Here is a 13,754-nt window from a genome sequence, read left to right on the forward strand (position 1 = left end):
ATCAGTTTTTATATTATTTAGGTTTGTTTGTAGCTCTTTTTCTAATTGCTCTAAATTGTTTTTCTTCTTTAATTACATTCTCTGGATGAGGATCTACCCATTGAGGCGCAATATTATTAGCATCCCATGTTGTGTAAGCCTTTTCTAATTCAGCAATTTTTTTAGGATGTTCTTTTGCAATATCCTTTCTTTCAAAAGGATCTGTTTTTAAATTAAATAACAGTGTTTTTTCTTTGTAAGCACTTTTGTACAATTTAAAATCGCCAATTCTTACAGCATATTCAAAGCCACCTACTGAACGCCAAAATAACTTTTCATGTGGTTTTGATGTATTTTTCTTGTTGATGTAAGGCATTAAATTTACCCCATCTAATTGGGTTTCTTTTGCTGAGTTTGCACCTGCAGCTTCTATAAGTGTAGGAAATAAATCTAAAGAAATAATAGGATTCTCATACACCTGATTAGACTTAATTTTATTTTGCCAAGTAATAAAAAACGGCACTTTAATTCCGCCTTCAAAAAGCATTCCTTTATGACCTCTGTTTGGTCTATTATCTGCGTGATGTTTTCTACCTCCATTATCACTTAAAAAAGCAATAATTGTATTTTCTTTTATCCCTTTTGCTTTTAAAAGCGAATCGATTCTACCTACACCAATATCAACACCATTAACCATTGCTGCGTAAACACTTCTACCACCATATTCTATATGTTTTGTGTTTTTTAAGTATTTATCTGTTGCGTGATCTGGTGCATGAGGCGCATTATAAGCTAAGTAAATAAAGAAAGGTTTATCGTCTTTTTTGTTGATAAAATCTATAGCTTCGTCTGTAAAATCGTCTGTTAAATAACTCAGTTCTTCTTGCGCAACTTTTTTACCATTTCTAATGATGGTTTTTAGGGGGCCATCAGGTTTTCCCCAAAAATTCATAGCACCACCAGGAAAACCAAACCAATGATCGAAACCTTGGGCATTGGGCTGCAAATCTGTATGATCGCCCACGTGCCATTTGCCAATTGCTGCAGTTCTGTAACCTTGTTCTTTTAAAGCTTCAGAAATCATTTTTTCTGATAAAGGAGTTCCTACAGAAGCATCATTTTCACCTTCGTAAGGCATGTTACAATCGTGCCCAAAACGTGCTTGATATCTACCTGTTAATAAACCTGCTCTAGATGGACTACAGTAGGGATGTGAAACATATCCGTTAGAAAAAATTACACCTTCTTTTGCAATTCTATCTAAATTATCTGTTGGTATATCTGTTGCTCCGTTAAAACCAACATCTGCCCAACCTTGATCGTCTGTTAAAACAATAATAATATTGGGTTTTTTATTTTTATCTTTCTGAGCCTGAATACACAAGCTAAAAATAAAAACCAAAAGAAAACAGTAATTTCTAGATATTTTTTTCATTTATTTTTTAAAGTTTTATTTAAAATAGAAGTCAATATTAGATTGACCTCTATTTAACAAATTCAAATACACACAAATTTCTACTAATTTGTTTTTACAATAATTTTATCTGTCTTAAGCGATTTCGATTTTGCTGTTAATTCTATTTTACCAGATGTTTTTGATGATTTTAATATTGCCAAACACATACCACTAAAAGCTTTTCTTTGTGGTGCTTGAAAAGAAGTTAAACTCGTTTGATCTCCATTATCTACCGCAATTAAATTCCCTTCGCCTTTTACTGAAAACTTGACTAAGTTATCTGCATTCGGACAAAGATTTCCGTTTTTATCTTCTACTCTAATTGTTACATATGCTAGATCTGTACCATCTGCATCAATCTCTTTTCTGTCTACAGATAATTTAACTTGATAAGGTTTACCAGCAGTATTAATTGTTTTTTCATTTACAACTTTGCCATCTTTATAACCTACAACTTTTATGGTTCCTGGTTCATAAGGTACGTTCCAAGATAATCTGTATTTAGAATTAAAGATTTTTGGTTCGTATCGTAAAAAATCTACTTTAAGTTCTGTAAAATCTTTTCCTTTTACTCTTTTTCCCATTGATTTTCCGTTCACAAAAAGTTCGGCTTCATCAACATTTGTGTAACAATACACAGGTATTTCTTCACCTTCCATACCTTTCCAGTTCCAATGAGGTAATAGATGAATCATTGGTTTTGTGGTCCAGTGACTTTGGTACAAATAAAATCTATCCTTAGGAAAACCACATAAATCTACAGCTCCAAAATAAGAACTTCTAGAAGGCCAATCTGCATTCCAATATCCGTTTGTAGAATTATCTCTACCTCCATAAGGTGTTGGTTCTCCTAAGTAATCGAACCCTGTCCAAATAAATTCGCCCATAATATTAGGGTTTTGCTCTTGAAAATGGAATTCTACATCTGGTGGATAAGCCCAAGGTGGCCCAACTAAATCGTAACTTGTTACGTGATTTGATTCGTGTTTTTGATATTTTTCGATTGGTAAATGATACACACCTCTACTACTAGTACAACTTGAGGTTTCTGAGCCATACAAAGCCAACTGCGGATAAGTTTCGTGAATATAACCATACTTTGTTGGTTTATAATTGATACCTGCAATGTCTGATTGTGCAGCGAAATTCATTTTGTAAGGAGCTTCAAAATTGTTCATTCCTAAGGTTGTAGGACGAGTTGGATCGATTTCTTTACAGTATTCATGCAACATTTTAGCAACCTTCCATCCATTCTTTTTGTTATGTTGCTCGTGAATTTCGTTACCTGTACTCCACATAATTACAGAAGGATGGTTTCTATCTCTTTTTACCATATCTTTTATGTCTCTTTCTGCCCATTCTTCGAAAAATACGTTGTAGCCATTTTCTACTTTTTGTTCTTTCCAAACATCAAAAGCTTCATCTAAAACCATTAACCCTAATTCATCACACAGTTCTAAAAATTCTCTAGAAGGTGGGTTATGACTTGTACGAACTGCATTTACCCCCATACTTTTCATAATTTGCAACTTGCGCTCATCTGCTCTTCTATAAACAGCAGCACCTAAAGCTCCATTGTCATGATGTAAACAAACTCCGTTAAATCTTACTTTTTTTCCATTTAAGAAAAACCCTTCTGTAGTAAATGAAATCGATCTAAAGCCAAAAGTTGAATTGTAAGTATCGATTACTTTTCCGTTTTTAGAAACTGTAGTTACAGCTTTATAAATATTCGGATTTTCAGTATCCCAAATTTCTGGGTTCTTCACATTTACCCAAGTTCCTGAAACTTCTTTAGAATTTGCTTTTACTGTAATTTCATCATCAATTTTTGCAGCCAATTTACCATCTGGAGAAAAATACTCTTGTGTAACTTTAACTTTAGCATCTAAATTTGTGCTATTTACAATTGTAGTTTCATTTTGAATAACACCTAATTTCTTAGAAACAGTTGGTGTAGTAATATACGCACCCCATTGTTCTACGTGTACTGGGTTGTTAACTTTTAACCAAACAGAACGATATAAACCTGCTCCTGGATACCATCTTGATGATAAATCTTTTGGCGTTAAACGAACAGCAACAACATTTTCTGAACCATCGAATTTTAAGTGTTTACTAATTTCGAACTCAAAACCTATGTAACCATAAGGTCTGTTGCCTACAAAATTACCATTTACCCAAACATATGCATCGTACATGGCACCTTCGAATTCGATATGAACCAATTTGCCTTCTGCATTTTTATCCATTTTAAAATGCTTTCTGTACCAACCAGTTCCTTTAGAAGGCAAACCACCTGTTCTTGCATTATTGTTATTGCTAAATGGACCTTCTATTCCCCAATCATGAGGCAAACTTAATTTACGCCATTTAGCATCATTAAAATCTGGTTTTTCTGCACCTTCTGCAACATCATTATAGAAAAGCCAGGCATCATTAAAATTTAAATCTTGTGCTATTGTTTTTTCTGATGAAACAAGAAATGCAATCATCACAATAAGTAGAAAACTATTTTTATTCATTCTATCTTTATTAAATCGTGGTAATTTATTGAGTAAGCAATTAACAAAAAAAGACAAAATCTAAAGATTCCAAATGAGCAAATAGTTATAACAGATGTTCTTTTAGGAATTTTTAGTTTTTATTAAGCTTTTACTCAACGTTTACTGTGTATTATTTTACAAGCTAATGTACTGAAGTAGAAGCATTAGAATCTCTAGTTTTATTATAAGTAGCAAACAAATATTTTACTTTTTCTTGATGTTTAGTTGATGTAATAAAGTTATACTTTTCGTTTTCGCTAATATTTGTGTTTAAATCGAACAAAGCAACTGGAGTTCTGGTTTTATTAGACTTGTCTTTTTTATCAACTTTAATCACAAGTTTCCAACCATCTTCTATAATAATAACGTGATGTGCAGAACCCCCTTGAATCATTAAATGACTTCTTTGTTCTTTTTTCTCTTTGTTTAATAATACTGTATACAAATTGTAAGAATCTTGTGCTACATCATTACTTAATTTTTGATTCGCTATTGCAGCAATCGTAGCCATAATATCTTGTCCTAAAATTGGTTTTGCTGATTGTTGATTCTTTTTTACAACATTTGGCCAGGTAACAATAAAAGGAACTCTGTGCCCACCTTCGTGGAATTTATTTTTAGATCCTCTATAAATATCACTTACTTTATGACCTGATTTTATGGTATTTTTTTTCATTAAACCACCATTATCCGAAGTAAAAATAAAAACAGTATTTTCATAAACACCTTGTTTTTTAAGTTCAGCAACCAACATACCCATTTGTGTATCAAGCTCTTTAACCATATCTAAGTGTAAAGAAGGTGTTGTACCTTTTATTTTTTTACCATCTAATTTATCTATTGGAGCGTGAGGAACATGCACTGCTTGCGAACAATAATACATAAAGAATGGCTTTTCTTTATTCGCATTTTTTGCAATATAATTAACTGCTTTTGTTGCTAAAATTCCACCTACATTATGAGGATTCCAGTTAGAATCTCCATATCCAGGATTTTTATCTAATTTTAGGTTGATATTTTTCATAAAATCATTATCAATCATCTGAATTTTAGAATCTGATTTTAATTTCATCCACTCGTGGTTTTCGTAAAAAGCATAAGGAGGTCCTTGAATACCTGCTGGTAAAGACAAACTATAATCGAAACCTAATTGTTTAGGGCCAATGATAATTTTAGAAATATCTACATTATAATCTACTTTTCCATTCTTATCAAAATATAATTGATCTGGGTTGTCTTTGGTTTTAAAGGTGGTTCCTAAATGCCATTTTCCGAAAAATGCAGTGTTATAATTGGCTTGTTTCATCAACTTACCTAAAGTCATTTGATCTTTTCTAATAACAGATTTTGCGTAACCAGACCAAACACCCCAAGGTGCAGTACTTCTAAAATTGCTATTCCCTGTCATGATTGCGTAACGTGAAGTTGCACACAATGCTGCAGGTGAATGTGCATCTGTAAACATCATTCCGTCTTTGGCAAGATTGTCTATACTTGGTGTTTCTAGTATAATATTATTACTGTGTAATCTTCTGTATTTAGAGATGTCTCCAACACCAATATCATCAGCTAAAATAACAATTACATTAGGTCTTTTATCCTTTTTTTGAGCATCAATATTTACAACAAAGCATACTAAAATTAGAAAAGTTAAGATTTTTTTCATCTTTATATTTTATTTAAAAAAAGTACTCTATTATTTTAATTTCCAAGTACGTACCCAATCATAAGAAGTTGTTCTGTCTTCTTTAGAACCTGTCATTCCACCATCTGCTGGCACAGGATTCCAGTTATACGTTTCTACAACCATTCTTAAATGCATATCTAAATCGAAATCTGCTGGCGGTTTAACTTTAGAATGTAATTTGCCATCTAAAAAGAATAAGATTTCGTCTTTGCTTTTCCACCAAACTGCGTAAACGTGGTAATCATCATATACTTTACCACTTGCAAGATTTGCTTTTGCAGGAGATCGTCCTTCAGGAATATCGCAACCTTCTTTTACACCTCTACTGTGTGTATTAGAATTCATTCTTTGATCAAAACCAATGGTAAATTGTCTGTCTGATGTTATTTGACCAAAACATTCTTGTATGTCTAATTCTGTAACTCTGTTATCGCAACCTTTTGTGCCTTTTCTATCATTTATCAACCAAAAAGTAGAAGACATAAAAGTTTTATTGGCTTTCATTCTTGCTTCATAATAGCCATATTTCATAGACTCATAAGAACCAACATAACCACCTCCGTGTGTAAATGTATTACCGTTTTTTACAATTGGTTTTGCTAGTTTTTTTGTGGTGATTTGTAAGTTACCATCTGCAACTTTTATGTTTTCTGCTTGGAATAATCCTGGTGCACGACCAATCCAACCTTGGCCAGAAATTTGCCATTTGCCTTCATTTACGCTCTTGCCATTAAACTCATCAGACATTCCTTTTACTAATTTCCATTTTGTACCTTCTGGTTTAGGATCTTCACCTTTTTCAAAATAGGGAGATTTTTGAGCGTACAAAGAGTTTAAAGTTATTATAATTATTAGAGTAACTAACTTTTTTAATCTTGCCATTATTAATCTTTTTTCAAAATTGTTTATATGATGATAAAAATAAATATTGATATAAGAAATAATGTAAACAAATGACCAACTTTGTAGTTGATATGTTCTATTTACAGATTTTTAGAAAAAATGCCTTTATTTTAAAACTTCTTTGTTTTCTTTTGTAATTCTTTGCTGCTGTTTTTTACTTAAACTACGTTTAAAATAATCTTGTGGTGTATATTTTACGCGTGGTTCTTTCATTTCTGGGTCGTTTAGATCTTGACTTAAATCGCAATCGAAACGAGTTAAAATAGAATGAAAAGTACCCCAATTAGAATTATAATTGATAAAATGAGCCATTCCCCAAGTTACACCTCTACCATCTTTTGTATCTGTAAAAGCATCTGGCACAAATGGCGCAGCTGCATAAGGCATCATTTCTGTAATTGAAGCAATTTCGAAATTTACACCATCTTCTGCATATTGTACTGTATTATGCTCATTACCATCTTTATAAACCATTGCTGCAATACCTGTTTTAAAAGGGAAAAGAGAAGTTTCGTGTCCTGAAGAAATTACAGGGTTTAATGGATGTTTTGTAAAAGGACCTAAAGGATTATCCGCAGTTGCTAAACCTTGCATTCTTACCCAATCACCAGGCTCACCAAAATCTGATTTATAGTATAAATAAATTTTTCCTTTATACACTAAAGGATATGGATCGTGAATAGAAAACTGATCCCATTCACCTTCACCACCATTAGGAATTACAATTTTATTATAAGGTGTCCAAGGTCCATCAGGAGAATCTGCATACGAAACTGCAACTGGGCAATCATCACCACGTTTTCCACTGGCTTCCATAAACCCTTGATAATATAAATAGTATTTCCCTTTCCATTGTAAAATATCTGTTGTAGTTACAGAACGCCAACCAACAATTGGTTTTTTAGGTCTTTTTATAGCAACACCTTGCTCTTCCCAATGAAAACCATCTGTACTTGTTGCATACCAAATTTCGGCTAAATCCCAATCTGATGAAGGAATTACCTCTGTACTTTTCGCAGCTCCTTGAGGTGGAGTTGGCGTATTTCTGTAGGTGTACCAAACATAATATTTACCATTATGCTTTATTACTTTTGATGGATCTCTTCTACTTATTGTACCATCGTGATTGTTGTAATCAAAACCTTTTACATCTGTATATTTAAACTGTGAAAACAACTCATTGTCTTGTGGTTTTGGAGCCAAATAATTATCATACAAACGATTTAATGCACTACTTAAAGGCATATTTGGTTTTTCTTTTGGTAAATGATGTGGAAAAACTTTTACTTCTTTTTCTGCACTTACTGTTTCAGTTTTATTTTTACAAGCATTTAAAAAACTTACAAAGACTAAAAGTATGATGAATTGTTTCATTTTTTCTGATGTTAAAAGCTGTTGATTAGTGCTGTAAATTTAGTTACAGTACTAACCAAAGCCATTAACAAATATTCATCTTTAGGGCTTAAATGGCCTTTTTTGATGCAAAAACCACTTAGAAAAAACTTAATCTAACTCTAATTTAAAGACATTAGCTAGGTTATTTAACTCGGTATCTGGTATAGTTAAGAAAAAAGTAGATGTGCTGTGTTCGAATTTAGTGGCTGCATTAGAACCTAAATGAATAATCTTTTTAATTTTACCTGGAGGTATATTTCTATGATAACCTCCAATCGATTTCATTTGTATTCTTTTGCCTATTTCTGGTTTCCCTAAAAAGAAAATATACATTGCCTTTTTATCTTTTGCCACTGTAAAACGCACATCATCTGCTGTATATTGTACTGTAGAAGATTGCCCAGCATTATGGCCTTTACCTGTTTTCGCATTCCCAAATCCGAAGATATTATGGGGTCTTGTTCCATAAACAGCTTCTCCATGCACTTTCATCCAATCTCCAATTTCTTTTAAAATAGCTCTTTGTTCTTTATTAATAACTCCATCTGCTCTTGGCGAGACATTAAGTAAAACTACTCCGTTTTTACTCCAAACATCAATCATATTACGAACCACTAAATCTGCGGTTTTGTATGGATGTCCTTCTACATACATCCATCTATTTTTACCTAAAGTTACATCTGTCATCCATGGCGTTGGCCAAGAATCTTTACGACCTCCTTGTTCGTAATCTAAAACACTAAATTCTTTTGGTAAATCTTCTTGTTTATGAGCTAACATTACTTCTTTGTTTTCTTTTAATCCGTTATTAAAATGATGTGCAGCCATTTGCAAAATTTTATTTTCAGGAATTAAATTTAGCCAAGAGTCGTACCATAAAATATCTGGACTGTATTTGTCTATAACTTCATTTACTTGTTCTAACCAATATTGATTAAACTCTTCTATGGTTTCAAAATTCCCAAAAAGTTTTCTCAATTTTTCATCTGTAGTTGCTGTTGGTAAATCTGGATGATATACATAATGACTGTTGTATGCCTTTTTCCATAATTCTGGTTTATCTGCATTTCGTTGTCCATTTCTTGCATGATGAAAAGTTGCAATGGTTTTTAATCCTTCTTTTTTAAGCGATTTAAAAATATCGCCCAAAATATCTCTTTTTGGCCCCATATCTGCAGCATTCCAAGGGTTTACATCACTATTCCACATAGCAAAACCATCATGATGTTGTGCTACTGGACCAGCAAATTTTGCGCCAGTATCTTTAAATAATTTAGCCCAATCATCTGGATCAAACTTTTCTGCTTTAAACATTGGTATAAAATCTTCATAACCAAACTCATAAATACTACCATAAGTTTTTTCATGATGTTTACGAACACCATTATTATCTTTATACATATTATGAGGGTACCAAGCACTACCATAAGCAGGTACACTATATGGCCCCCAATGAAAATACATACCTAATTTAGCATCTGCAAACCATTCTGGTGCTGCACCATGTTTTTTAAGTGATGCTAATGTTGGTTGGTATTTCTCTATTTGTTTGTTTGTATTTACCTCAACTTGTTTACAAGCAACTAATAACAAGATAAATACAACAATAAATATTCTATTCTGATTCATTTTGTTTCAATTTTATATTATGATGTTGTATTCTTTTTTTCTGATTTTTATTCAAACCATGACTGTAATGAAATTCTGGTGAATAGTTATAATGATGCTGTTTCATAGCATCATCATGAATATCTTGACTTAAATCACAATCGAAACGTAATAAAATAGTGTGATTATTTTTCCAGTTACCACCAGCATTAATAATATGAGAAATTCCCCAAGTTATACCTCTACCATCTTTTGTATCTGTAAAAGCATCTGGTACAAAAGGGCCACCAGCAACAGGCATTAATTCTGTTATAGAAGCTATTTCAAAATTTACCCAATCTTTGGCATATTGTATGGTATTATGCTCTTGCCCATCTCTTTGTACAATTGCAGCAACACCTTCTCTAAAAGGAAACAATGTGGTTTCATGACCAGAATTGATCACCGGATTTAAAGGGTGTTTTTTAAAAGGCCCTAATGGGTCTTCTGCAATTGCCAAACCTTGCATTCTAATTTTAGAAGGTTTTAATTCTGGTCTTTTATCAAAATCACCTTTATAATACAAGTAAATTTTACCATCGTGTACTAAAGGATAAGGATCGTGAATTGAATATTGATCCCAAGAACCTTCTGGTCCATTTGGTAATACAACTTTACCTGTGTGGGTCCAAGGGCCATCAGGTGAATCTGCCCAAGCTACAGAAACAGGGCAAAAATCGCCACGTAAACCACTTGCTTCTTCAAAAGCTTGAAAGTATAAATAGTATTTTCCTTTAAATTTTAAAATATCTGTTGTTGTAACTGACCTCCAACCTGGCTGAGGTTTTGGCGGACGACGAACTGCAATTCCTTGCTCTTCCCATGTAAAACCATCTTCTGAAGTTGCGTACCAAATATCTGCTAAATCCCAATCTGCAGACGGAATTTGGTCTGTTGCTTCTTTAGCTTTTGCCATTCCTACCGCTTTTACTTTTGTTTTACGGCCTGTATACCAAACATAGTATTTGCCGTTTTCAAAAATTACTTTTGAAGGATCTCTACGTGTAATCGTTCCATCTCCTCCATTATAATCGAAACCTTTTAATTTGGTGTATTTAAATTGGCTATACAATTCGTTTTGCTCTGGTCTAATAGATTCGTAAGCATCATAATTACGTTCTACTGCTGCACTTAAAGGTCTATTTGGTTTTTGATCAGGAATAAAAAAAGGAAATTCTTTTTGAGTAGATTCATCAGTTGTTTCTTTTTCTCTTTGACAAGAAAAAAGTACTATTCCTATTGTGAAAATGTAAAAATATTTTTTCATTTTGGATAATTTTTTAAAATAAATTAAAATTCAAAGGTTAAATCGAGAACTATTGGCTCATCATCATTACCAAAATAATGTATCTCATTTCCATAAGGTCCCATTTTATTTGGTTCTTTAAATTTTGTGCCAATTGCAGGAATGTTTTTTACAAAAGAAATATCACCTTTAGGGAAATTCTTAACACTGGCTCCTTTTTCTGGATCTTCTGGTTGATCTGGTGTTAACATTCTTAAATACGTGTCTTTAGAATTGCAGTACACAGTAAAACCATTGTTGTGATTTCCTTTTACATTTAACCAATTTAAGCTCGAGAAAAAGCCTTTAAATTCTGGATAAACAAATTCTGTTTCGCCAGTTACAGTATTGTTATAATCGTTTTCCCAGACTTTAAACTGAGTTCCTTTCATTCTGTTTCGCCAAACTCTGTATGGGCCATCTCCTAACCATTTCATCCCTCTAACTTCTTTTTCAGGAAAAGAAAAAGTAATACCCATATATTCTTTTACCATTTTAATATTTCTGATTTCTACGTGTAAATCTAGAGTACCATTTGGCTTTATTGTCCATTTTAAGAAATCTTGAGTGGTTTCTTTATTCTCTTTCCAGTCCCAATATTTTCTTCTTTTTTCAAAAAGAGCAATAATTTCTACTTTATCTTCAGAGTCAATTACATTAACCATTTCTAGTTTAGATTTAGAGCCTAATAAAATTGGGCCATCTTTTAACGGAATTATTTTATCGCCTTTTTTAACTTCTTTTAATAAACCTGTTTTTTTAGAAAACACAAAACGATTGCCATTTGCATTTATCAAAATTTTATCGCCTGAAATGGTAGATTTTATAATTCCTATTTTATCATCAGAAATAAAATTATTGTTGATGTTCTTTGGATTTTTAACAAGATAAGACCAAGTAAAAATTGTATTTCCTGTAGCATCTGTTGCTGTTAAATATAAAGCATCTGCAGATTGCCAGTTTTTTGGTTTATTTATAGTAAAAGTACCTTTTAAACCTGGAGCCAAATCAGGAAGATTCACGTTACTTTCTGACATTACTTTAATATCTTTTGCTTTTTTTGGCCCATTAAAATTAACCCATTGTGCTGTAATTTTACATTCGTTTAAGTTTGTAAAATGATATCTATTTTCAACATCAAAAATTCCAGAAAAATCATCACGAATAAAACGTTCTGCTATATAAATTGGCGACCAAATTTCTTTAACTGTAAAATAACTGGCTTCTTTTTCTCCATAAGGACCTACAATTCCGTCTGCTGCGTGATTTCCATCAGAATCTAAAATGCCACCTTTGTCAGTTCTAATTACAGATTCATCAGCAAAATCCCAAAGAAAACCACCAGCTGCTAAAGGCATATTCCAGATTTGTTTCCAATAAGAATCTAAACTCGCTCCATGACCACCATCATATAAACCGTGCATAAATTCTGTAGGGAAATAGATTTTATCTTTTCGTGGCGAATCGTAAGCAAAAATGTGATATTCTGGATAATGCATCGTATTCATTTTGCCAAAAATTGCCCAAGGATGAATAACCTCACGTTTTTGAATATCGTGTTTATGATATTCATTATCTAACTTGTTATTCCAACCAGATTCGTTACCATTTGCCCACAAAATAATTGATGGATGATTTACATCTCTAACAATAGTTTCTTTGATAATTTTTTTACCAACTTTGGTGTCTAAATACGGTACGTGCCAAGTACAAACTTCATCAATCACAAATAAACCAATAGAATCGCAAGCTTCTAAAAAGTGTTTGTCTGGTGGATAATGAGACATACGAACAGCATTCATATTCATATCTTTCATCATTTTAATATGTTCTATACTTAACGCTTTTGATGTTGTTCTTCCAGAATTTGGATAAAAACTATGACGATTTACACCTTTGAATTTTATCTTTTGGTTGTTGACATAAATACCATCACTTTCTCTAATTTCTATGGTTCTAAAACCAATTTTTTTTGTTGTTTGATGTAAAGTATTTCCTTTTTTATCTAACAAATAAATTTGCAATTGATACATATTTGGTTTCTCAGGATTCCAAGTTTTAATGTTCAAAGCCTGAGCAGAAATTGATAATTTATCATCTTCTTTATTTAGATTTTTGATGGATACATCTTGAACTTTTTTTCCTAAATCTTCTTTTAAAACCAATTTTACAGCTGTTGCTTTTTTTGATTTAGTAAAAATATCTGCAACTATATTTCCATTCGCTTTAGCATCAATAGCAACTCTTTCTATGTTGTTTTTAGGTGATGCTTCTAAGTAAACAGGTCTGTAAATTCCTCCAAAAATCCAGAAATCTGCTCTACGTTCTGCGTGATTTATAGATTCGTTGCTAGATTCTTTATTTACTTTTACTTCAATTAAATTGTCTTTACCATATTTAAGAAGTTTAGAAACATCGTATTTAAATTCGTAAAATGCTCCTTGATGAATTTCACCAGCCAATTTGCCATTTATCTTTACTTCTGCATCTGTCATTACACCTTCGAAAACAATTTTTACGTTTTTGTTTTTCCAATCTTCAGATACTGAAAAGTTGTATTTATACAGACCATATTCTTTAAAATAAGACTTTTTGTCTTTATAATCTCGCCCGTAATTATAATTCCCAAAACCTTGTAACTCCCAACAAGAAGGCACAGCTATTTTATCCCATTTACCACTTTTCATTCCATCAGAACAGAAAAAATCCCATTCTAAGGTATTGTCTTTATCTGTACCTGTTAAATATTTTTTAATGGTTTTTGTTTCTTTTTGAGCGTAAATATTTCCTACCCAAAACACAATTTGAATTAAAAATAATAGTCTAATTATTGCTTGATTTTTCATAATAATTTAG

At 32.2% G+C, this 13,754-nt stretch carries 8 protein-coding genes; all 8 read right to left on the reverse strand.

Annotation, left to right across the window (positions count from 1 at the left end; translation table 11 throughout):
• Positions 1-13: 13 nt before the first annotated feature.
• The gene (locus BW723_RS04300; protein WP_068361806.1) at positions 14-1,414 is read right to left on the reverse strand and encodes a sulfatase-like hydrolase/transferase; all 1,401 of its coding nucleotides are present in this window, start codon (positions 1,412-1,414) and stop codon (positions 14-16) included.
• A gap of 83 nt (positions 1,415-1,497) precedes the next feature.
• Positions 1,498-3,960 carry a beta-galactosidase GalB gene (galB, locus tag BW723_RS04305; RefSeq protein ID WP_068363510.1) on the reverse strand — a complete coding sequence of 821 codons (2,463 nt, stop codon included), beginning with the start codon at positions 3,958-3,960 and terminating at the stop codon, positions 1,498-1,500.
• A 163-nt stretch (positions 3,961-4,123) separates the two neighbouring features.
• Positions 4,124-5,647, reverse strand: a complete 1,524-nt coding sequence (locus BW723_RS04310) for a sulfatase family protein (protein ID WP_068361803.1) — start codon at positions 5,645-5,647, stop codon at positions 4,124-4,126.
• 30 nt (positions 5,648-5,677) lie between these two features.
• On the reverse strand, positions 5,678-6,550 hold the full coding sequence (locus BW723_RS04315; protein ID WP_068361800.1) for a family 16 glycosylhydrolase: 873 nt from the start codon (positions 6,548-6,550) through the stop codon (positions 5,678-5,680).
• Positions 6,551-6,676: 126 nt separating this feature from the next.
• Positions 6,677-7,945 carry a glycoside hydrolase family 117 protein gene (locus BW723_RS04320; RefSeq protein WP_068361797.1) on the reverse strand — a complete coding sequence of 423 codons (1,269 nt, stop codon included), beginning with the start codon at positions 7,943-7,945 and terminating at the stop codon, positions 6,677-6,679.
• A gap of 129 nt (positions 7,946-8,074) precedes the next feature.
• Positions 8,075-9,595 (reverse strand): alpha-L-fucosidase, encoded by a 1,521-nt coding sequence (locus BW723_RS04325; protein WP_068361794.1) that lies wholly within the window; start codon positions 9,593-9,595, stop codon positions 8,075-8,077.
• The gene (locus tag BW723_RS04330) at positions 9,582-10,880 is read right to left on the reverse strand and encodes a glycoside hydrolase family 117 protein (protein WP_068361791.1); all 1,299 of its coding nucleotides are present in this window, start codon (positions 10,878-10,880) and stop codon (positions 9,582-9,584) included. The genes BW723_RS04325 and BW723_RS04330 overlap by 14 nt, the downstream gene beginning before the upstream one ends.
• A gap of 23 nt (positions 10,881-10,903) precedes the next feature.
• Positions 10,904-13,744 carry a glycoside hydrolase family 2 protein gene (locus BW723_RS04335; RefSeq protein ID WP_068361788.1) on the reverse strand — a complete coding sequence of 947 codons (2,841 nt, stop codon included), beginning with the start codon at positions 13,742-13,744 and terminating at the stop codon, positions 10,904-10,906.
• Positions 13,745-13,754 lie beyond the last annotated feature (10 nt).

Source organism: Polaribacter reichenbachii, from assembly GCF_001975665.1.
GTDB lineage: Bacteria > Bacteroidota > Bacteroidia > Flavobacteriales > Flavobacteriaceae > Polaribacter > Polaribacter reichenbachii.